Origin of the sequence: Bacillus sp. CH140a_4T (assembly GCF_008923725.1) — a bacterium.
Taxonomy (GTDB): Bacteria; Bacillota; Bacilli; order Bacillales; family Bacillaceae_G; genus Bacillus_A.
In genome coordinates this window covers 356,980-377,073 of the sequence record NZ_WBPF01000013.1, presented here as the reverse complement: position 1 = coordinate 377,073, position 20,094 = coordinate 356,980, and the positions used below count along the sequence as shown (strand labels likewise).

Genomic DNA, 20,094 nt, shown 5'->3' with positions numbered 1-20,094 from the left:
TTAGAAAAATATGGTATTAAAAAATAAAAAATTGGAAAAAATAGGTCTGATATAGAATGGAGGGTTAGTCATGAAGCGAGTTTTTGGAATACTTGTTTGTTTCATGTTATTGCTTTCTGGTACTTCAGTTAGTTTCGCACAATCTGAGAAAACGAAGCAGGAGAAAACAGAAGAAACAACGCCGAAGTTAGCGGAACAAGCGTCGTCAGCAATTGTAATTGAACAAGATACAGGTAAAGTTTTGTTTGATAAAAATCCAAATGAAAAATTACCACCTGCTAGTATGACGAAGATTATGACAATGCTATTAATTATGGAACAAGTTGAAAAAGGAAAACTAAAACTGACCGATAAAGTGAGAGCGAGTGAGCATGCAGCTTCAATGGGTGGATCACAAATCTTTTTAGAGCCTGGGGAAGAGATGACTGTAAATGAAATGCTAAAAGGTATTGCCATTGCATCTGGAAACGATGCGTCTGTTGCAGTAGCGGAGCATATCGCTGGTTCAGAAGAAGGTTTTGTAAATATGATGAACAAAAAAGCGAAAGATTTAGGACTGAAAAACACTCATTTCCAAAACCCAACAGGTCTTCCGGCTAAAGACCATTATTCCACAGCAAATGATATGGCTATAATGGCGAGAGAATTAATGAAGTACCCACTTATTCGCAAATACACAGGTAAATACGAAGACTATTTACGTGAAGATACGGATAAGAAGTTTTGGCTCGTGAATACGAATAAGTTAGTACGTTTTTACCCTGGAGTAGATGGTGTGAAAACAGGCTTTACGACAGAAGCAAAATATTGTTTAACAGCATCGGCTGAAAAGAATGGGATGCGTGTTATTTCAGTTGTTATGGGTGCACCTACATCGAAAGAACGGAACAATCAAGTGACGAAGCTTCTTGACTATGCATTTGGTCAATATATGACAAAGAAATTGTATACACGAGGCGAAAAAATTAAAACTGTCCAAGTAGGAAAAGGGAAAAAAGAAAAAGTAGATTTAGTTGCGTCAGACAATGTGTCTCTTCTTATGAAGAAGGGCGAAAATATGGACAAAGTAAAGCAAGAAGTAATTGCTGAAAAGAAAGTGAAAGCACCAATTAAAAAGGGCGATGCACTTGGTACGCTTGTTATTAAAAAAGATAAAGATGTTTTATTAAAACAAACAATTATAGCAAAAGAAGATGTTGCTGCAGCGAGCTGGTGGGAGTTATTTAAAAGAAGTTTTGGGATGTTTTCAACATCAAAATAGCGGCAAACATTTTGCCGCTTTTCTATTCGTATGAAAGTAAATAATTGCTGAATGGTTTCACTTTATGACGAAATAGTTCTTCTTTTGTCAGTAGGAAGGATTCTTATGTTGAATCACGAAAATCTTTATGTATGTAAATGAGTAAAGTTTGAGCATAAGGAGGAAATCGTGTGAGTCTTTCCATGCAATTAGAAGTAAAACGTGACGTCCTATGTGTGAGACTAGCGGGTGAATTAGATCATCATACTGCTGAAGAGTTGCGAACGAAAGTAACAGATATGATTGAGACACATGGTGTTCATCATATTGTTTTGAGCCTAGAGAACTTATCGTTTATGGATAGTTCTGGTTTAGGTGTTATATTAGGCCGATATAAGCATGTAAAGGGATTAGGTGGAGAAATGGTTGTTTGTGCAATTTCACCGCCTGTTAAGCGTTTATTTGAAATGTCGGGCTTATTTAAAATTGTTCGCTTAGAAGAAAGTGAAGCGCATGCGCTCGCGACGTTGGGGGGGGCATAAATGAGAAATGAAATGAACCTTCAATTTTCAGCATTAAGTCAAAATGAATCATTCGCTCGCGTTACAGTAGCTGCTTTCATTGCGCAACTAGACCCAACGATGGAAGAACTTACGGAGATTAAAACAGTTGTGTCAGAAGCAGTTACAAATGCAATTATTCATGGGTACGAAGGAAATGCAGAAGGTGTTGTTTATATTTCTGTAATTTTGGAAGAAGCAATGGTGAAACTCACGATTCGAGATGAAGGGATTGGCATCTTTGATTTAGATGAAGCAAGACAACCCCTTTTTACAACTAAACCTGAATTAGAGCGTTCCGGAATGGGATTTACTATCATGGAAAATTTTATGGATGAAGTAGAAGTTATTTCAAACGAATCTTTCGGGACAACAATCCATTTGACAAAATACTTATCAAATAGTAACGCTCTATGCAATTAAGGAGAATAGCCTATGGACATAGAGGTCAAAAATGAGAAGAAGAAACCTCAGTTAAAGGACCACGAGCTAAAAGCGTTAATTCAACAAAGTCAAGATGGAGATCAACAAGCAAGAGATACAATCGTTCAAAGTAATATGCGTCTCGTATGGTCGGTTGTACAGCGTTTTCTTAATAGAGGATACGAACCAGACGATTTATTTCAAATTGGATGTATTGGGCTCTTAAAATCGGTAGATAAATTTGATTTATCTTTCGACGTGAAATTTTCAACATATGCAGTTCCAATGATTATTGGCGAAATACAGCGATTTTTACGTGATGATGGATCAGTGAAAGTAAGTAGATCTTTAAAAGAAACAGGAAATAAAATACGAAAGATGAGAGACGAGCTTTCGAAAGAATTTGGAAGAGCCCCAACGATTAATGAAGTAGCCGAAGCGTTAGAACTAACGCCGGAAGAAGTCGTTCTTGCGCAAGAAGCGAGTCGTGCTCCTTCATCCATACATGAAACGGTGTATGAAAACGATGGGGATCCAATCACTATTTTAGATCAAATTGCCGATCAATCTGAAACGAAATGGTTTGATAAAATTGCTTTAAAAGAAGCAATTAGAGAATTAGATGATCGAGAACGTTTAATTGTGTATTTACGCTACTATAAAGATCAAACCCAATCAGAAGTAGCGGAACGAATAGGCATTTCGCAAGTACAAGTTTCAAGACTTGAAAAGAAAATATTAAAACAGATGAAAGATCGAATAGATGAATAGCTATCTATTCGATTTTTTTTGTTATTGAAAATGGAAAAATTATAATTTTCACAAAAGTTAACAGAATTTATTGATAATTTAGTAAATTTAAAATATAATCCAAGTATGAACTTGTCACAAAGGGGGAAAGAAATATGGAAACGAGGCAACAATGGGGAACGCGTGCTGGATTTATTTTCGCAGCGGTCGGCTCTGCCGTTGGATTAGGAAACATATGGCGTTTTCCTTATACAGCGTATGAAAATGGGGGAGGCGCATTCTTTTTACCGTACTTATTTGCATTATTAACGACTGGTATTTCATTATTGGCATTTGAATTTGCTCTTGGGCATCGTCACCGTGGGTCCGCGCCACTTACGTTCTTCCGTATTAGTCCGCGTGCTGAATTTATCGGATGGTGGCAAATGTGTGTAACGTTTATCGTTTCAACATATTATGCAGTAATTATTGCTTGGTCTATCTCGTATACGTACTTTGCAATTACTGGAGCATGGGGGAAAGATACGCAATCATTTTTATTTAAAGAGTATTTGCATGTTGCAGATAAGCCTGGACAGTTTGGAGGGCTCGTACCGGAAGTGTTAATTCCATTAGCTCTCGTTTGGATTATTGTGCTTGGTGTAGCATTTAAAGGAGTTAAAAAAGGAATCGAAGTGGTTAACCGTATTTTCATTCCTTTACTAGTTGTTATGTTCCTTATTATCGTAGTTCGTGCAGTGACGATGGAAGGTGCGATGCAAGGATTAGATGCATTCTTTAAACCGGATTGGAGTCGTATTTTTGATGGAAAGGTATGGCTTGCTGCTTACGGTCAAATTTTCTTTAGCTTATCTTTAGCATTTGGAATTATGATTACGTATTCTAGTTATTTACCGAAAAACTCAGATACAACAAATAATGCCTTTATTACTGGCTTTGCAAACTCAGGATTTGAATTATTAGCAGGGATTGGGGTCTTTGCAGCTCTTGGGTTTATGGCAAACAATATGGGAGTACCGGTTGATAAAGTAGCAAGTGCTGGTGTAGGGCTTGCGTTCGTAGTATTCCCGCAAATTATTAATGAATTACCGATGTCATCGTTATTCGGCGTATTATTTTTCTTATCATTAACGGTTGCTGGAATTACATCCCTCATTTCGCTTGCGGAAGTATGTTTTGCTGCCGTATCTGAAAAGTTCAGCTTAAGCCGCCAAAAAACAATTGGAATTATGGGGACACTTCTCGTACTAGTTTCTCTTGTTTTTGCAACACGTGGCGGGCTTATGTTCCTAGATGTTGTTGATTATTTCGCTAATAACTTCGGATTAATTTCAATTGCATTAGTGGAAGTAGTTACGATAGGGCTTATTCTACGCCGTTTACCAGTGTATCAAAATCACGCAAACTTCGTATCTGATATTAAGTTAGGGACGTTTTGGAGAGTGAGTTTACTCGTTATTACCCCGCTTATGTTAGGATACATGTTAATTGATGGTATAATCCAAAATATTAAAAAGAACTACGGAGATTATCCAACGGAGTTTGTCGTAACATATGGTTGGTCAATTGCAGCAGCGTTCCTTATCGTTGCACTAATCATTAGTCTAAAGAAATGGAATGCACAAATACATTCAGATTCTGCTAAGCTTGAAAAAGAATGGAAAGATCGGGGTGTTTCATAATGAGCGGATCAGCGATTATGATGATGGTTATTGGTATGGTAGTCATTTGGGGAGGACTCGTATTAAGTATTGCAAATTTATTTAAGAAAAAGGCATAAACTAAAAAACATCTGTACCGAAACGGTACAGATGTTTTTTTATGAAAAAATTGTATTAGAAAAAAATTCAATAACCATACTACAACTACGAGGAAGAGTGAAGAGGTGAATGGAAATTGGAACAAACAATTTATATTAAAATGCGTAATCGATTAAAAGTTTCTCCTACGTATGAAGTGAAACTGAGTGATGTCGCTCAACTTGCCGGAGATGCTGTGGTAGTTGAGTCGTTACAGGATGAGGTAGTTTACAAAATAACAGCGCATGATAAGACACATGTTGTAATTGATGTTATGAAAATTATTGAGATTATTCAACAAAAAGCGGCTCATATACAAATTAATTTACTCGGTTCTGGACAAACTCTTGTTGAAATTATATATGAAAAAAAGAAAGTACATCCGATTTTCTTCGGACTTGTATGGTTGTTACTTTTTATTGGAGCGGCTCTTGCGATTATTTATTTCCATGAAGATGTAAGCATGCAACAAGTGCACCAGCGATTATATTACATGATTACGGGAGAATTTAAGGCACAACCACTTCTATTTCAAATTCCTTATTCGGTAGGTCTTGGGTTAGGTATGGTTTTATTTTTTAACCATGTATTTCAAAAGCGAATTAATGAAGAACCGAGTCCGTTAGAAGTGGAGATGTTCCAATACCAGCAGTCACTTGACCAATATGTAATCGTTCATGAAAACAAGGACAATATGAAACAACTTGCCGATGATTGAGTCTGGGCTTGTTATTTTAATTGGTTTAGCGGGAGGAATTGCAGTAGGTAGCGGATATGTCGCATTTTTAGCTGTACTGGGTATAATCCCCCGTCTAGCTCAATTAACGAGAAGTGGAAAGCACATTCAATATTTTGAGTGGGCAGTTATTGTAGGTACGTTAACAGGAGCTTGGTGTAGTTTGAAAAACATTACATTTCAAACGTCGCAATATTGGCTTGTTATATTAGGAATATTTTGTGGCACATTCATTGGAATGCTCGCAGCCGCATTAACAGAAGTGTTAAATGTGTTACCTATTTTAGCGAAACGAGTAGGGGTAGAGGGGAAAATTGTTGTTTTACTCGTTGCTCTTGTACTTGGGAAGGTAATAGGCTCGTTGTTTCACTGGATTTATTTCGTAAAGTAGGAGGCAATATATAAATGACAGGGCGAAAACTAAAGGATGATTACGCAAATAAAGTGAAGGAGTACCATCCAAAACCAAACTATTTCATAAATTGTGTTAAGGCATTTTTTGTAGGTGGGCTCATTTGTACTGTTGGAGAAGTATTGATGAAATTTTATATACATTATTTTCATTTTAGTGAACAAGAGGCAGGAAATCCGACAGTTGCCACTCTTGTATTATTGTCAGCGATTTTAACAGGTTGTGGTGTATATGATAAAATCGGTCAATTTGCTGGAGCAGGATCGGCCGTACCTGTTACTGGATTTGCGAATTCTATGGCGAGCGCTGCGTTAGAACATAAGAGTGAAGGAATTGTGCTTGGTGTTGCTACAAATATGTTTAAGCTGGCGGGAAGTGTTATCGTTTTTGGGGTCGTTGGTGCATACGTTATTGGGTTAATAAGGTATACTTTTAACATTTTTATGTCTTAAAGGAGGGGCTAGTATGAGGTTGACTGGAAAACAAACGTGGGTATTTCAAAATGATATTTATGTGAATGCAACCGGTACTGCTGTCGGTCCAAAAGAAGCTGAAGGCCCTCTCGGAAAGGATTTTGATATTTCATACGATGATTTACATTGCGGAGAGGAAAATTGGGAACTTGCTGAACGAAGATTAATGTCAGATTCAATTCAGCAAGTCGTGCAAAAAGGAAATATAGAAACATCACAAATTGATTTCTTTTTGGCGGGTGATTTATTAAATCAAACAGTGACAGCAAATTATGTTGCGCGTAAGTGGGGGATTCCCTTTTTAGGGATGTTTAGCGCTTGTGCGACCTCGATGGAGACTTTAGCGGTCGGATCCGCCTTTATAGATGGTGGGTTCGCAAATCGTGTTTTAGCGACGGTAAGTAGTCATAATGCAACGGCGGAAAGACAGTTTCGTTATCCAACCGAGTATGGGGGACAAAAGCCAGGAACAGCAAATTCCACTGTTACAGGTGCGGGATCCATATTAATTAGTAAAGAAAAAAGTGCCATTAAAATTACGGCAGCTACGATTGGAAAAGTGCAAGATTTAGGAATTGCGAATCCTTTAGATATGGGATCGGCCATGGCACCTGCTGCTGCTCATACAATTCAGCAACATTTTGAAGATTTGAAGAGAAGTGCCGCTGATTATGATTTGATTGTTACCGGTGATTTATCAGCTATTGGGACACCAATCACGAAACAACTGTTACTGGAAGAAGGATATGATATTGGGCATATATATAATGATTGTGGATTAATGATTTATGATTCCGGTCAAGAAGAAGTATTTGCTGGTGGGAGTGGTTGCGCATGTTCAGCTGTTGTCACATATGGCCATTTATTAAGAGAGATGCAAAAAGGGAACTTACAACGAATTTTTGTCGTTGCTACTGGCGCGTTATTAAGTCCGATGATGATGCAGCAGAAAGAAACAATTCCAACCATTGCGCATGGTGTCGTATTTGAGAGAGTGAAGGGAGAGTGAATTGTGGATTTTATATATGCATTTCTTGTAGGAGGCGCTATTTGTGTAATTGGACAAATATTATTAGATTTCGCAAAGTTAACACCAGCCCATTTAATGGCTACCTTTGTAGTTATAGGTGCAATTTTAGATGGATTCGGATTGTACGATAAGCTTATAAAGTTTGCTGGTGCCGGGGCGACAGTTCCTATTACAAGTTTTGGACATTCCTTATTACACGGGGCAATGCATGCGGCAGAAAAACACGGATATATAGGGATTGGTATGGGTATGTTTAGTTTAACGTCTGCAGGCATTTCCGCAGCGATATTATTTTCATTTTTTGTAGCACTTATATGTAAACCGAAAGGATAAATCAAATGAGACGAAGGGTTGTTTTGGTCACAGATGGAGATGAATATGCAAAGCGAACAATTGAGCTTTTAACGAAGGAATTTGGGGGAAGGTGTATTTCGGCATCACAAAGTAATCCAACCAAATTGACAGGGAAGAAAGTTGTTGAGCTTATTATGCAAACGCCATATGACCCTGTATTTGTCATGTTTGATGACAGCGGATTTATTGGAGAAGGATCTGGTGAAAAGGCTTTGAAATATGTAGCCACACATAAACAAATTGATGTACTGGGGATTTTGGCAGTAGCGTCTAATACACATCATTGGGAATGGGCACGTGTAGATGTAAGTGTAGATCGGAATGGGAATTTAACCGAATACGGTGTTGATAAATTTGGACTTCCAGATGGTGAAATTGGCAGAATTAGCGGAGATACAATTTATTGTTTAGATGATCTGAATGTTCCTGTCATTGTGGGAGTTGGTGATATTGGTAAGATGTGTGGGAACGATGAATGGGAGAGGGGATCACCTATTACTAGAAAAGCGATTCAATTAATTTTGGAAAGGAGTGGTTTTTATGACGAAGCCTAAAAAAGTGGAAATCCCTATTTCATCTTTCATAAGTGATAATGAAAATTACTTAAAGCAAACAGCTGGACTGGGTGTTACATACGATGTTGGTATTCGTAAATTTCAAATTTTAAATAAAGAAATTGGTGTGTTATTTGTAAACGGACTTTGTGATACAAATTATATTATCCCTATTTTAGAAGAAGCGGTGGATACAAATGAAATAAGGGATGTAGAAGAAGATACAGTGAAGCTTTTAGAGAATCGTTTAATCCATCAACAAGTAAGTAAAGTGAAAACGATGGATGAGGTAATGCTCCAAGTATTATCAGGACTCATCGTTATATTTGTGGAAGGTGAAACGGAAGCGTTCGCAATAGATGTTCGTAGCTATCCAGGACGAACACCAACAGAACCTGATACTGAAAAAGTAGTACGCGGTGCGAGGGATGGATTTGTTGAAAATATCGTTGTAAATACAGCGTTAATTCGTAGGAGAATTCGAGATCCACGTCTTCGAAATGAAATGATTCGAGTAGGAGATAGATCGCAAACGGATATTTGTATTACATATGTACAAGATGTTGCAAATCCAGATTTAGTGAAGATAATAAAACAAGAATTAAGTAACATTGAAATAGATGGAATTACGATGGCGGATAAAACGGTAGAGGAATTTGTAGTTAAACAAGGTTATAATCCCTTCCCACTTATTCGATACACAGAAAGACCAGATGTAGCAGCAAATCATCTACTAGAAGGACATGTGTTAGTACTTGTTGACACATCACCGAGTGCTATGATTACTCCAACAACATATTTCCACCATTTACAGCATGCAGAAGAGTTTAGACAAAATCCAGCTGTAGGTACATTTTTACGTTGGGTACGTTTTTTAGGTGTTATATTTTCGCTGTTCTTACTGCCATTTTGGTTGGTGTTTGTTTTTGATCCAACTCTTTTACCGGAAAGTCTCGCTTTCATTGGACCGAACAAGATGACGCATTTACCAATTTTATTACAAATTTTGATGGCCGAAATCGGACTAGAATTTTTAAGGATGGCTGCCATTCATACACCGACATCATTGTCGTCTGCAGCAGGATTAATTTCTGCCATATTAATTGGTCAAATTGCTATTGATGTAGGTTTGTTTGTACCAGAAGTAATTTTATATGTAGCAGTTTCTATGATTGGAGCATATGCAACACCGAGTTATGAACTAGGGCTTGGGAATAAAATCGGAAAGCTATTTGTCATTATTTTGACAGGTATATTTCATGAAATGGGATTTGTAATTGGTATGACGATATTGATTTTATTTTTAACGTCTATAAAAAGTTTACAAACACCTTATTTATGGCCGTTTTTACCATTTGATTGGGGCGCATTAACAAAAATTCTACTCCGTCCAACGATGTCTAGTTTAAAAGTACGCCCAAGTATTGTAAAACCTCAAAATGTAAAAAGACAAAAATAAACGGGATTATACACCCGTTTATTTTTTTAGCAAAAATTTATTGTTTTTTAACAAAAATCAAACATTTATTGTGTACACTTAGAGTAGATATTGTGTATGGAAGGGGAAGAGGACATGATTAAATTATTTGTAAGTGATTTAGATGATACGCTCGTTTACAATGTGAATCATATGCAAAAAGAAGATGAACGTGCACTTTGTTGGTTAGCTGAAAAAGGGACAAATATTTGTTTTGCCTCTGGCCGCTTTACTCATCGAATCGATGAAGTCGTAAATAGGTTTTCATTCCCGTATTACACAACTAGTTTAAATGGAGCGACGATGTTACTGCCGGATGGAAAAATATTTCATGAATCAAGTTTTGAAGATGGGATTGCCCAGGAAATATATCGATATATCCATAAAAAGGGACTAGCAGATATTGTTTGTGCAAATGAGCAACGGTATACAAAAAGAAAGAATGAACATCATCATACTTTTGAGACGTATATGGGCGTGCATATTGCTGAGATAGAAGCATTAGAAGAGGAATTTGGTAAGACTGTACATCCTGCGAAATTGTTTGTTTTTGGGGAAGAAGAGACAATTGCAGCATTAGATGAAGAGTTACGAGATACATTTCAGAGCGAAGCGGAAGTTTTTATGTCTGGTAAACGCTATGTTGATATTATGCCAAGGGGAGTAAGTAAAGGGAGTGCTTTAAGGCGACTAATGGAACATTTGCGAATTGAAGCAAATGAAGTTGCATGCATTGGAGATTCTTTCAATGATATTTCTATGTTTGAAGTAACCCCGCATTCATTTACTCTTCATCATGCTCATCCATATGTGAAGGAGAAGGCAAATCATATTGTTCGTTCGGTTGAAGAAGCTGTTATGAAATTGCCGTTACTTGTATAAAAAAGAAGCTCGTCAGTGACGAGCTTCTTTTTACTTGAATAACGATTTAACAAAATCAATGATACTTGAGAAAAAATCTTTAACTTTATCTAGGAAACCTTGCCCTTCTTCAGATCCTAAAAAGGCAGAAACGTGTTCTTTTGCTTTATTTAACTGACTGCCAACTTGATTCCAATCGATATTAAGATTTTTCATTTTATCAAATAGCGCAACTAAGTTATCTAACTGTTCATCCGTTAATGTAATACCAAGTTGATCCGCAATTTTTTGAATTAATGAACGTAAATCTTCAGTCGTTTTTGGCTGTTCTTTGGCAATCTCTTCTTTAATTTTTGCAACAAGTTGAACTGCTTTTTCTTCACCAATTTTATCGCCGAGCTGGGCTGTTTGCACCATTTCTTCGTTGGCTACTTTTTTTACTTCTTCAGGAATTGCTTTGTTCGATGTTGTTTCATAGGCTTTCATTAAACCGGTTAAAGCAGCGGTTCCTGAGACTTTAAATGGTGCAGTAATTTGAATTTCTGCATCTTTCACACCTGCTGTAATAAGTGCGTTTGTGTACATTGCATCTGTTATCGAATTAATGTTTTTTGAACGTACAATGAGACCAGACCCTGGCTTTGTGTATGTAATCATAGAAGAGGAAATTGCTCTCGTACCAATTTGGGCTTTTGGAACAATCCCTTCTAGAAATTTATGTTCTTCCGCATTAGACACAGTAATGATTGTAGCATCTTTCGGTGCTTTCATTTCTTGTAACAGATCTTGTTTTTGTTGTTCAGACAAGTTTTCTCCTAGTGTAACAATTGATTCTCCTTCGATGATGTCTGCAAACGAAGCTGTTGGCATTATAAATACCGTTACAGCTAATAGCAGAGCTAGTAATTTCGTTTTCACGAAAAATCGCTCCCTTTCTCTTTCTAAAATTTTCGGGCAACACAGTTATTATAGTATATATTTCTTATTTGTCACCTAGCTTTTTCCACATTTCAAAAAAGAAGTATGTAGATTGTCGGATTCTTTTTGTTTCTAGTCATGAATGTGGTAATATAGTGCTGAGATAGTTGAAAGGAGACATATACGTATGAAAACTTTAGGATACATATTAATGGAAAATGGTGAAAAAATCGATTTAGAATTTTTCCCAGAAGAGGCACCAAAAACAGTAGAAAACTTTAAAAAACTAGCAGAGCAAGGATTTTATGATGGTGTGACATTCCACCGCGTTATTCCTGGCTTCGTAAGCCAAGGTGGAGATCCAACAGGAACAGGTGCAGGTGGCCCGGGCTACTCTATCCCATGTGAAACTGATGGAAATCCTCATAGACACCTTGTAGGGTCACTTTCTATGGCTCATGCTGGCCGTAACACTGGCGGTAGCCAATTCTTTGTTGTTCATGAGCCACAACCACATTTAGATGGTGTACATACTGTATTCGGTAAAGCAACAAGCGGTATTGAAACAGTATTAAACATGCGTCAAGGCGATGTAATGAAAGAAGTTAAAGTTTGGGAAGAGTAAGTTAATGGGAAAAGAGAGCTATGGCTCTCTTTTTTGTTTTTTTAATAGGAATGGGTATTTCGTTTGTAGTATATGATACAAGTCGTACTGTTATTGTAGCGAAAATATGGCGCTTATGAGAACAAAATTTTACCAAATTACATAGAATACATTAGATTACATGTTTCAATAAATATTTTTTATTAAATTAATTTTGCTAGAATTCATTTGCTCTCAGGTGATGAATATTGAAGTGGTAATGAGCAACTGATGTTTCTTTTTACTTTCATATAACAGTGTTTCTTTTTTTAATCTACTTAGAAAAAATAGTATTGAAACATATATTTGACTTTCTTCTTTTCGCTTTGTATGATTATCAAGTTGTTTTAGCCTCTTCTCACTCTGTTGAAAATATTGTAAAATGAATGTGATATGAAAAGAGTGGTTGAGGGGATTAATAGTTTGTAACTTTTGTAAGAAGGGATAAGGGTTATGTTAATTCGTTTTAAAAAAAGTTATGAAAAGATTGCAATGGGGCTTCTTTCATTTATGCCAACTGAAAAAGATGTGAAAACATTACAATTGACTATGAAAGATTATGAAGCAAAGGATGATTGGCAATTGTATTTGTGGAAACAAAACGAAGATTTTGTTGGGATAATGGGGATTGTAAAAAAAGAGAATCAAGTGTTGGAAATTCAGCATTTGAGTGTGAACCCATCTCACCGTCATATGGGTATTGGGACGAAGATGGTTCAAGAGTTAAAGAGTAAATTTCTTGAGTTTACAATTTGCGGAAATGAGCAAACAGCAAGTTTTTGCAAAAAGTGTAAAGGGCTGGAACAAAATATACATTCGTGAAAGCAGAGATAAGTAGTTTATTATCTCTGCTTTCTTTTTTGTAATTGTTCGTTTCGTTCAGCGATGACTTCTGTTCGATCACGTAATGTGTGCTTATGTATGATATATTCATTAGAAGTAGCATTCACGTCCTTCCAAGGAAAATTTTGTTTCTGACATAATTCCATGCAATGCTTTTCTAATGCTGTATCCGATAATGGTAAAAATAACGGCGTAAAACCTTCTTCTTTCTGTATAGATTGTAATCTATCCTTGAGTAAGAATAGAAGTTGTGTCTGATTTATTCCTAAACGTTGTAAAGGTGCACTGTTGTTTTCTAAAATCGTTATGGCGCCTTTCATCATCTTCTCTGAGCCATTCCAGTTGGAGCGTCTTTGATGGTATAAAGAAACTGCAATTTGAATAAGACCGACTAAATAATTATCACGATTTTCTCGCGGTTTTGTTTTCCAATATTCTTCCAGTATTTCGTGACATTCAAAATAATCATAATCTCCATGAAAATGAATTAAAAATTGTATGTATTCAGTAGGATACATTTTCTTCACCCCTGTTTAACGGTTATAAATACAAGTGTACCATAGAAATATGAACAATAAACGACTAGGGAATTTTCCCTAGTCGTTATTGTTCATATTAGCAGAAGCAAGCTGCCCCTACAATAATTAGTAAAATAAACAATACAACAAGTAATGCGAACCCACCGCTAAAACCGCAATCAACGTGACCCATAGTTTTTTGACCTCCTACATTGTTCTTACTACACTGTTATCATATGAAGCGGTGGGCATGATGACATAGGCATCGGTCTATTTTTAATTAAATTTCTTAAAAAGGTTGGATAGAACATGAGTATGCTCTATACTTATGTTGTTATAGAAAAAATGTGGTGGGATGCTTTGTGCAGTATAATTTTAAAGTAGAGGCTTTTGAAGGGCCTTTAGATTTATTGTTACATTTAATACATCGTTATGAAATTGATATATATAATATTCCTGTAGCGGAAATTACAGAGCAATATTTATCTTATGTTCACACGATGAAAGAACTACAATTAGATGTTGCAAGTGAGTATTTAGTAATGGCTGCGACTTTATTACAAATTAAAAGTAAAATGTTGTTGCCGAAACATGAAGAAGATGTACTTGATAACGGTGATGACTTTATAGATGATCCTCGTCAAGAATTGATGGAGAGGTTAATTGAATATAAGAAATATAAGCAAGTTGCTACTGAGCTAAAAGAAAGAGAACAAGAAAGAGCACAGCTATATACACGTCCGCCAATTGATTTTACATCATTGCAACAAGAAGAGGAGACAAACTTGCCTCTTGATGTTACGTTATATGATATGCTAGCGGCATTTCAAAAATTAATGCGCCGTAAAAAAGCAAAGAAACCTGTAACAACACGTATTACTCGTCAAGAAATACCAATTGAAAAGCGCATGATTGATATTTTAAAGCAGTTAGAAATACAAGGTGGTCGTCAAAGTTTTTATGATTTGTTTGTTGATGATGAACGGGAAATAATGGTTGTAACATTTTTAGCGGTTCTTGAGCTTATGAAAAATCAACAAATCATAATTGAACAAGAACATAATTTTGATGAAATTTTCGTATCAAGCTCTACTAAATCTGCATAGAGTTAGTATGGAAAATGGGATGGAAATATTATATCTCATGCTAGGTTTGAATGTATCGTTTGGAACAAGAGAAAAAATATTGAACCGAACGCATTGATTGTGATTCGGTTTTTTGATGTGTATTTTTATGGAGAAAAATGGAGGAAGGAGCTCGTAAAATGGATAGAAAAGAACAGAAATCAATCATTGAAGGGCTTTTATTTGTTTCTGGTGATGAAGGGATTTATCCAGAACAAATAGCGAAAGTGCTTGAAATTGAAGGAAATGAAGTAATCGATATTTTAGAAGAAATGCAAGAAGAATGTGAAGGTGCACACCGCGGTTTACAAATTGTACAGTATGCAAAAGTATATCGTTTTGCTACAAAGAAAGAACATGCTTCGTACTATCAAAAATTAATAGATATCCCAACAGCGGCTTCACTTTCTCAGGCTGCTTTAGAAACATTAGCGATTGTGGCATATCGTCAACCTATTACAAGGACTGAAATGGAAGAGATTAGAGGGGTAAAAACCGATAAGGCGCTACAAACGTTAGTTTCACACTTACTTATAAAAGAAATGGGAAGAGCAGAAGGCCCAGGGCGTCCTATTTTATATGGAACAACGAAAGAATTTTTGGATACATTTGGATTGAAAACATTAGATGATTTACCAGCACTTTCTGAAGAGAATGAACAAATGAATGAAGCAGATTTATTCTTTGGTTCTTTACAGGAGATATCGAAATAAAAGCTTAGCATTTTGCTAAGCTTTTTTTGTATATCAATTATATACCGTGCCATACTAATTGAAAAAAGGAGACGAGTTATGAGAAGTATGCGAAGTATTTTATTGTTAGTTTCTGTTTTGTTATGCTTTTCTTTAAATAGTGCATCGGCCAAAAGATATATGATGTCTATTCATACCGCGTCTCCGTTACATATGCAGCGGCAACATTTTGGAAAAATGAAAGTGAGTTTTTTAAAAGTTGGGCAAGGTGATGCGACACTTATTACATTGCCAAATGGACAAACGATGTTAATTGATGGGGGACCTTATGAAGCTGGAGAGGTTATCATTCAAAAACTAATCGAAAAAGGGATTAACCATTTAGATGTTATCGTCAGTACGCATCCTGATATGGACCACATTGGAGGACTCATTCCGATTGTCGAGCAAATGCCGGTATCACTTATATTAGATAGTGGAAAAACATATAGTTCTTTTACTTATCACACATACCGGAATCATATTAAAAAAAGAGGAATTCCTTTCGTTTCAGTAAAAGAGGGACAATACATACCGCTAGATCCGCATGTTTCCATACAAGTATTAAACAATGGGAAATCAAAAGATGAAAATAATGAATCTTCAATTGTGTTAAAGGTACGATACGGGAAAGCGGATTTTTTACTAATGGGTGATGCTGATGTGCGGACGGAAACTGAAATATTAAAGCAATTTGATGTACATGCAGATGTGTTAAAGGTGGGACATCATGGCTCCTATACTTCAACAAGTGAAATGTTTATAAAGAAAGTAGAACCACAGTTTGCGATTCTTTCATATGGGAGCAGAAATCCGTATGGACATCCGCATCAAAGTGTAGTGAGACGTTTAAAACAGCGTGGTATAATGATATATGGAACAAATAAACGTACAGTAGAAATGGAAACAGACGGCGAGCATATTACAATAGGCTCTAGTGGATTAATGCCATTACTTAAGTGAGTAATATGATAGGGGATATTCTCCCTTTTTGGAAAACTGAATAACATATATTATAATTGCAAGAGACGTACTAAGTTTCCTTTTTGTTAAACAAAGAGGAAATTTCATTCGAATGTATAGACAACTACTCGTGCATATATTAAGATGGAATTAGGCGAATAAGGTAATAATAACAAGTAGGTATTTCATGGGAAAGGATCGATGAAAATGAAAACGCAAGTTGTCATCAATGCCAAAATTTATACAGGTCAAGAAGTAGTGGAAAACGGATTTATTCGTTACGCAGAAACAATTAAAGAAATTGGTTTGATGGCTCAATATGTATCACAAGAAAATGAAGCGGTTTTAGATGCGGCAGGGAAGATTGTGATTCCAGGTATGATTGATGTTCATATTCATGGTGGATACGATATTGATGCGATGGATGCAAATAGCGATGGATTAGTAACTCTAGGTAAAGAAATGTTAAAAGAAGGAGTTACAACTTACTTTCCAACAACAATGACACAAGCTCCAGAAGCAATCGAAGCGGCACTACATGCTGCAAAGGAAGCGAAAGAAAAAGGAGCACATTTCGAATATATTCACTTAGAAGGACCGTATGTTTCAAAAAAACGTGCAGGTGCACAACCACTTGAACATATTGTTCCTGCGAATATTGAACAATTTAAACAATGGCAGGAAGCAAGCGGGAATCTGATTAAATTAGTAACATATGCACCTGAAGAAGAAGGTGCATTAGAGTTTGAGCAGTATCTTGCTGAAACTGGTGTTGTTGGCACAATGGGGCATACAGATGCAATTGATGCGCAACTAAAAAATAGAAACATTACACATGCAACGCATTTATACAATCAAATGCGTGGATTACATCACCGTGAACCAGGAGTTGTTGGTCATGTGTTATTAAATCCAGATGTAATGGTTGAAGTAATTACAGATGGTATTCATATTCACCCTGATATGGTGAAATTAGCATATAAATTAAAAGGACCGAAAAAAGTAAGTGTTATTACTGACGCAATGCGTGCAAAAGGTCTTGAAGAAGGATTATATGAGCTTGGCGGACAGCCAGTACATGTAAAAGATGGTAGTGCTCGATTAGAAGATGGAACGTTAGCTGGTAGTATTCTAAAAATGGATCAAGCTTTCCGAAATGTAATTGAATTTACAGGTTGTTCAATCGAAGATGCAGTACTGATGACATCAGTTAACCAAGCAGAAGAGTTTGGATTAAATCATAAAGGTGCATTAGCGGTAGGAAAAGATGCAGACTTTGTTGTGATGAATGAAGATTTACATGTATATGATACGGTTCGTTTAGGAATTCATATGAAGGAAGGGAAGTAATTAAATGAATATTCTTGTTGTAAAAAATCCAGAAGAACTAGCAGAAGCAGGTTATAAATTAATTGAAGAAGTTGTAAAAACAAAAGAAAATCCAACATTAGGAATGGCTACAGGAAGCTCTCCATTAGGTATTTATGCAGAAATGCGAAAAAATAAACTTGATACAAGCCGTGTAACCACTGTAAACTTAGATGAGTACGTAAATTTACCACATGAAGATAAAAACAGCTATCACTATTTCATGCAAGAACAGTTGTTTGATCATCTTCCATTTAAACAAACTTATGTACCAAACGGGATGGCAAGTGATTTAGAGGAAGAGTGCAAACGTTACGAGGGCATTCTAGCTGCTAACCCAGTTGACCTACAGATTCTTGGAATCGGTGAAAACGGTCACATCGGATTTAACGAACCAGGAACACTGTTTAATTCTCCAACAAACATTGTTGAATTAACAGAATCTACACGCCAAGCAAACCTTCGCTTCTTCGAAAAAGAAGAAGATGTGCCAACTCATGCGATTACAATGGGAATCGGAAGCATTATGAAAGCGAAACAAATTCTACTTGTTGCTATGGGTTCTAAAAAGGCAGAAGCTGTTAAAGAATTATTGCAAGGTGAATATAGTGAAGCGTGTCCTGCTACAGTTTTACAACGTCATCCGAATGTAACCGTAATCGCTGATCAAGAAGCTCTATCTTTATGCAGTGAGGCGATTGCTGATGAACATCGACAAGTATTCACCATTTCCGATCTATTATCAGATTCAAGAGTGGGTGAAACAGCTAATTGAGGACGGCGAATGGAAGCCGGGAGATAAAATCCCATCTGAGAATGAACTTTGCGATAAGTTCGAAGTGAGTCGTATGACAATCAGACAGGCGATTAATAATTTAGTGGAACAAGGTTATTTATATCGGAAACGTGGAATCGGTACGTTTGTCCAACTTCCGAAAGTGGAACAAAAATTGCAAGGAATGACGGGATTCACAGAAGATATGATTTCTCGTGGGATGAACCCAAGTAGTCAATTACTTAGTTTCCGCCTAGTTCCAGCTACTGCGAAAATAGCAGACCGGTTGAGAATACAGGAGGGAGAGTCGGTTTATGAAGTGAGGCGTATTCGCTTAGCTGATGATGAACCGATTGCTTTTGAGACGACATATTTGTCGCCAGCTCTTGTAAAAGATATTAACGAAGAAATATTGCAACAATCTTTATATGAACATTTAGAGAAAAAACTGGGCTTTAAACTTGTTAGCGCTACTCAATCAATTGAAGCTTCAATTGCAACGGATAATGAAGCTGAACATCTGCATATTCCTAAAAAGGCGCCAGTGCTTGTAATGCGTCAATGGTCATATTCAGAAGGTGAAGTACCGTTAGAGTATGTGAAATGTATTTATCGTGGGGATCGTTATAAGTTTATTACAAATATCGCACGTAACAAATAATATATTTCAGTTTGTGAAGTACAGTTAATGTTAAATTGTTTAACATGTAAAGAAAAAATACGACTCATCCTTACAAGGAGTGAGTCGTATTTTTATTATGAGCAATTACGTGGTTAACAGCATCTTTAACTGTATTTACTACATAGTGAGCGTGTTCTTTTACTGCGTCATCAGCTTGAGACATAGCAAAACTGTGAGGAGTTAAAGAAAACATTGGAATATCATTATAAGAATCCCCTATGCAAGCAATTTCCTCTGGTTGTATTTGAAATTCTTGTAATAAAACAGAAATAGCAGAACCTTTACTAATATTAGGTGGCATTACATCTAAACATTGTTCTGCTGAAATGAAGGTACTAACTTTTCCATGGAATTTTTCATCAATTTTTTTCTGAAGGAGTTGTAAACTTTCCTTTGTTCCGCCGACAGAGATTTTATTTGGGAAAATAGTATCATCAATTTTTTCTAATAGATGCGGTTCTTCAACGGAAGTCATTGTTACTTGTTGTTCAAGTTCATGAATAAACGGTGTTTTCTCTTCAATGTAATAATTATGTTCATCACTTACATAACGAAAATAAGGATCTTCATTTGTCATCGCTAGCAAATCAGGAAGAATACTGGAATCAAAAGTTGCAGATAATAGTTGCTTATTTTCGTGTGTGTATACAAAAACACCATTGACACTAATACGGTGGAAATTTGTATTTACAGTTTGCATTAAATTTGCAATTTCATTATCAAGTCGGCCAGAAGCGAAACAAAGAATAACATTTTGCTCAGCGAGACTGCGAAGTGCTGCAATATCTTGTTCGTCAATTAACCCTCCGTGTTGCATCATTGTACCATCGATATCACTTACAAACATTTTAATCATGTTG

26 protein-coding genes and 1 pseudogene are annotated in these 20,094 nt (G+C 36.3%); 23 read left to right on the top strand and 4 right to left on the bottom strand.

Annotated elements, in window-relative coordinates; translation table 11 throughout:
* Positions 1-70 precede the first annotated feature (70 nt).
* The 14 genes from dacF (at position 71) to F8162_RS10520 (ending at position 10,690) form a co-directional block, all read left to right on the top strand.
* Positions 71-1,261, top strand: a complete 1,191-nt coding sequence (gene dacF, locus F8162_RS10585; protein WP_000831997.1) for a serine-type D-Ala-D-Ala carboxypeptidase DacF — start codon at positions 71-73, stop codon at positions 1,259-1,261.
* A 170-nt stretch (positions 1,262-1,431) separates the two neighbouring features.
* Positions 1,432-1,782 carry an anti-sigma F factor antagonist gene (gene spoIIAA / locus F8162_RS10580; RefSeq protein WP_151632945.1) on the top strand — a complete coding sequence of 117 codons (351 nt, stop codon included), beginning with the start codon at positions 1,432-1,434 and terminating at the stop codon, positions 1,780-1,782.
* Complete coding sequence (gene spoIIAB / locus F8162_RS10575) at positions 1,783-2,223, top strand: anti-sigma F factor (protein ID WP_001243399.1); 441 nt, start codon at positions 1,783-1,785, stop codon at positions 2,221-2,223.
* Between the two features lie 12 nt (positions 2,224-2,235).
* Positions 2,236-2,994 carry an RNA polymerase sporulation sigma factor SigF gene (sigF, locus tag F8162_RS10570; RefSeq protein WP_000350733.1) on the top strand — a complete coding sequence of 253 codons (759 nt, stop codon included), beginning with the start codon at positions 2,236-2,238 and terminating at the stop codon, positions 2,992-2,994.
* Between the two features lie 134 nt (positions 2,995-3,128).
* The gene (locus F8162_RS10565; RefSeq protein WP_151632943.1) at positions 3,129-4,655 is read left to right on the top strand and encodes a sodium-dependent transporter; all 1,527 of its coding nucleotides are present in this window, start codon (positions 3,129-3,131) and stop codon (positions 4,653-4,655) included.
* Entirely contained in the window at positions 4,655-4,753 is a 99-nt protein-coding gene (locus tag F8162_RS10560) for a methionine/alanine import family NSS transporter small subunit (protein WP_151632941.1), read from the top strand. Before F8162_RS10565 ends, F8162_RS10560 begins: the two co-directional genes overlap by 1 nt.
* A gap of 116 nt (positions 4,754-4,869) precedes the next feature.
* On the top strand, positions 4,870-5,490 hold the full coding sequence (gene spoVAA, locus F8162_RS10555) for a stage V sporulation protein SpoVAA (RefSeq protein ID WP_151632939.1): 621 nt from the start codon (positions 4,870-4,872) through the stop codon (positions 5,488-5,490).
* Entirely contained in the window at positions 5,483-5,899 is a 417-nt protein-coding gene (spoVAB, locus tag F8162_RS10550; RefSeq protein WP_151633855.1) for a stage V sporulation protein SpoVAB, read from the top strand. The genes spoVAA and spoVAB overlap by 8 nt, the downstream gene beginning before the upstream one ends.
* 14 nt (positions 5,900-5,913) lie before the next feature.
* Positions 5,914-6,372: a stage V sporulation protein AC gene (gene spoVAC / locus F8162_RS10545; protein WP_151632936.1), complete on the top strand. Its 459-nt coding sequence runs from the start codon at positions 5,914-5,916 to the stop codon at positions 6,370-6,372.
* A gap of 13 nt (positions 6,373-6,385) precedes the next feature.
* Positions 6,386-7,402 carry a stage V sporulation protein AD gene (gene spoVAD, locus F8162_RS10540; RefSeq protein ID WP_151632934.1) on the top strand — a complete coding sequence of 339 codons (1,017 nt, stop codon included), beginning with the start codon at positions 6,386-6,388 and terminating at the stop codon, positions 7,400-7,402.
* Between the two features lie 3 nt (positions 7,403-7,405).
* A complete protein-coding gene (gene spoVAE, locus F8162_RS10535; protein WP_151632932.1) occupies positions 7,406-7,756 on the top strand; it encodes a stage V sporulation protein AE in 351 nt (116 codons plus the stop codon).
* 5 nt (positions 7,757-7,761) lie between these two features.
* Complete coding sequence (locus F8162_RS10530) at positions 7,762-8,331, top strand: stage V sporulation protein AE (RefSeq protein ID WP_001254416.1); 570 nt, start codon at positions 7,762-7,764, stop codon at positions 8,329-8,331.
* On the top strand, positions 8,318-9,790 hold the full coding sequence (gene spoVAF / locus F8162_RS10525) for a spore germination protein SpoVAF (RefSeq protein WP_151632930.1): 1,473 nt from the start codon (positions 8,318-8,320) through the stop codon (positions 9,788-9,790). Before F8162_RS10530 ends, spoVAF begins: the two co-directional genes overlap by 14 nt.
* 96 nt (positions 9,791-9,886) lie before the next feature.
* A complete protein-coding gene (locus F8162_RS10520) occupies positions 9,887-10,690 on the top strand; it encodes a Cof-type HAD-IIB family hydrolase (protein WP_151632928.1) in 804 nt (267 codons plus the stop codon).
* Positions 10,691-10,720: 30 nt separating this feature from the next.
* On the opposite strand, the gene F8162_RS10515 is transcribed toward F8162_RS10520, so the two are convergent.
* Positions 10,721-11,587 carry a DUF1002 domain-containing protein gene (locus tag F8162_RS10515; protein WP_151632926.1) on the bottom strand — a complete coding sequence of 289 codons (867 nt, stop codon included), beginning with the start codon at positions 11,585-11,587 and terminating at the stop codon, positions 10,721-10,723.
* 187 nt (positions 11,588-11,774) lie between these two features.
* Between F8162_RS10515 and F8162_RS10510 the strand changes: the two genes are divergently transcribed.
* The 3 genes and pseudogenes from F8162_RS10510 to ribT all read left to right on the top strand — a co-directional run bounded on the left by F8162_RS10510 (position 11,775) and on the right by ribT (position 13,052).
* A complete protein-coding gene (locus F8162_RS10510) occupies positions 11,775-12,212 on the top strand; it encodes a peptidylprolyl isomerase (protein ID WP_000853785.1) in 438 nt (145 codons plus the stop codon).
* Positions 12,213-12,432: 220 nt separating this feature from the next.
* Positions 12,433-12,616, top strand: a pseudogene (locus F8162_RS29055) (hypothetical protein).
* A 67-nt stretch (positions 12,617-12,683) separates the two neighbouring features.
* Positions 12,684-13,052 (top strand): GNAT family N-acetyltransferase RibT, encoded by a 369-nt coding sequence (gene ribT, locus F8162_RS10500; protein ID WP_000908397.1) that lies wholly within the window; start codon positions 12,684-12,686, stop codon positions 13,050-13,052.
* Positions 13,053-13,072: 20 nt separating this feature from the next.
* On the opposite strand, the gene F8162_RS10495 is transcribed toward ribT, so the two are convergent.
* Both F8162_RS10495 and F8162_RS10490 read right to left on the bottom strand, forming a co-directional pair.
* Positions 13,073-13,591, bottom strand: a complete 519-nt coding sequence (locus tag F8162_RS10495; protein ID WP_151632924.1) for a DUF309 domain-containing protein — start codon at positions 13,589-13,591, stop codon at positions 13,073-13,075.
* A gap of 97 nt (positions 13,592-13,688) precedes the next feature.
* Positions 13,689-13,784, bottom strand: coding sequence for a YjcZ family sporulation protein (locus F8162_RS10490; protein ID WP_000510194.1), 96 nt, complete (start codon positions 13,782-13,784; stop codon positions 13,689-13,691).
* A gap of 169 nt (positions 13,785-13,953) precedes the next feature.
* On the opposite strand from F8162_RS10490, the gene scpA reads away from it, so the two are divergent.
* The 6 genes from scpA to phnF all read left to right on the top strand — a co-directional run bounded on the left by scpA (position 13,954) and on the right by phnF (position 19,213).
* A complete protein-coding gene (gene scpA / locus F8162_RS10485; protein ID WP_001199757.1) occupies positions 13,954-14,697 on the top strand; it encodes a segregation/condensation protein A in 744 nt (247 codons plus the stop codon).
* Between the two features lie 158 nt (positions 14,698-14,855).
* Positions 14,856-15,428: a segregation/condensation protein ScpB gene (scpB, locus tag F8162_RS10475; RefSeq protein WP_151632921.1), complete on the top strand. Its 573-nt coding sequence runs from the start codon at positions 14,856-14,858 to the stop codon at positions 15,426-15,428.
* 78 nt (positions 15,429-15,506) lie between these two features.
* Positions 15,507-16,409, top strand: coding sequence for a ComEC/Rec2 family competence protein (locus F8162_RS10470; RefSeq protein WP_151632919.1), 903 nt, complete (start codon positions 15,507-15,509; stop codon positions 16,407-16,409).
* A gap of 207 nt (positions 16,410-16,616) precedes the next feature.
* Positions 16,617-17,759: an N-acetylglucosamine-6-phosphate deacetylase gene (nagA, locus tag F8162_RS10465; RefSeq protein ID WP_098092847.1), complete on the top strand. Its 1,143-nt coding sequence runs from the start codon at positions 16,617-16,619 to the stop codon at positions 17,757-17,759.
* Positions 17,760-17,763: 4 nt separating this feature from the next.
* The gene (gene nagB, locus F8162_RS10460) at positions 17,764-18,552 is read left to right on the top strand and encodes a glucosamine-6-phosphate deaminase (protein WP_151632917.1); all 789 of its coding nucleotides are present in this window, start codon (positions 17,764-17,766) and stop codon (positions 18,550-18,552) included.
* On the top strand, positions 18,482-19,213 hold the full coding sequence (gene phnF, locus F8162_RS10455) for a phosphonate metabolism transcriptional regulator PhnF (protein ID WP_002194085.1): 732 nt from the start codon (positions 18,482-18,484) through the stop codon (positions 19,211-19,213). The genes nagB and phnF overlap by 71 nt, the downstream gene beginning before the upstream one ends.
* 70 nt (positions 19,214-19,283) lie before the next feature.
* On the opposite strand, the gene F8162_RS10450 is transcribed toward phnF, so the two are convergent.
* Positions 19,284-20,090 (bottom strand): HAD family hydrolase, encoded by an 807-nt coding sequence (locus tag F8162_RS10450; protein WP_151632915.1) that lies wholly within the window; start codon positions 20,088-20,090, stop codon positions 19,284-19,286.
* Between the last annotated feature and the right edge of the window lie 4 nt (positions 20,091-20,094).

Coding starts and splice junctions, on each gene's coding strand:
- dacF (WP_000831997.1), top strand. CDS start 71: ATGAAGCGAGTTTTTGGAATACTTGTTTGTTTCATGTTATTGCTTTCT.
- spoIIAB (WP_001243399.1), top strand. CDS start 1,783: ATGAGAAATGAAATGAACCTTCAATTTTCAGCATTAAGTCAAAATGAA.
- sigF (WP_000350733.1), top strand. CDS start 2,236: ATGGACATAGAGGTCAAAAATGAGAAGAAGAAACCTCAGTTAAAGGAC.
- F8162_RS10565 (WP_151632943.1), top strand. CDS start 3,129: ATGGAAACGAGGCAACAATGGGGAACGCGTGCTGGATTTATTTTCGCA.
- F8162_RS10560 (WP_151632941.1), top strand. CDS start 4,655: ATGAGCGGATCAGCGATTATGATGATGGTTATTGGTATGGTAGTCATT.
- spoVAB (WP_151633855.1), top strand. CDS start 5,483: ATGATTGAGTCTGGGCTTGTTATTTTAATTGGTTTAGCGGGAGGAATT.
- spoVAC (WP_151632936.1), top strand. CDS start 5,914: ATGACAGGGCGAAAACTAAAGGATGATTACGCAAATAAAGTGAAGGAG.
- spoVAD (WP_151632934.1), top strand. CDS start 6,386: ATGAGGTTGACTGGAAAACAAACGTGGGTATTTCAAAATGATATTTAT.
- F8162_RS10530 (WP_001254416.1), top strand. CDS start 7,762: ATGAGACGAAGGGTTGTTTTGGTCACAGATGGAGATGAATATGCAAAG.
- spoVAF (WP_151632930.1), top strand. CDS start 8,318: ATGACGAAGCCTAAAAAAGTGGAAATCCCTATTTCATCTTTCATAAGT.
- F8162_RS10520 (WP_151632928.1), top strand. CDS start 9,887: ATGGAAGGGGAAGAGGACATGATTAAATTATTTGTAAGTGATTTAGAT.
- F8162_RS10510 (WP_000853785.1), top strand. CDS start 11,775: ATGAAAACTTTAGGATACATATTAATGGAAAATGGTGAAAAAATCGAT.
- ribT (WP_000908397.1), top strand. CDS start 12,684: ATGTTAATTCGTTTTAAAAAAAGTTATGAAAAGATTGCAATGGGGCTT.
- F8162_RS10495 (WP_151632924.1), bottom strand. CDS start 13,591: ATGTATCCTACTGAATACATACAATTTTTAATTCATTTTCATGGAGAT.
- F8162_RS10490 (WP_000510194.1), bottom strand. CDS start 13,784: ATGGGTCACGTTGATTGCGGTTTTAGCGGTGGGTTCGCATTACTTGTT.
- scpB (WP_151632921.1), top strand. CDS start 14,856: ATGGATAGAAAAGAACAGAAATCAATCATTGAAGGGCTTTTATTTGTT.
- F8162_RS10470 (WP_151632919.1), top strand. CDS start 15,507: ATGAGAAGTATGCGAAGTATTTTATTGTTAGTTTCTGTTTTGTTATGC.
- nagA (WP_098092847.1), top strand. CDS start 16,617: ATGAAAACGCAAGTTGTCATCAATGCCAAAATTTATACAGGTCAAGAA.
- nagB (WP_151632917.1), top strand. CDS start 17,764: ATGAATATTCTTGTTGTAAAAAATCCAGAAGAACTAGCAGAAGCAGGT.
- phnF (WP_002194085.1), top strand. CDS start 18,482: ATGAACATCGACAAGTATTCACCATTTCCGATCTATTATCAGATTCAA.
- F8162_RS10450 (WP_151632915.1), bottom strand. CDS start 20,090: ATGATTAAAATGTTTGTAAGTGATATCGATGGTACAATGATGCAACAC.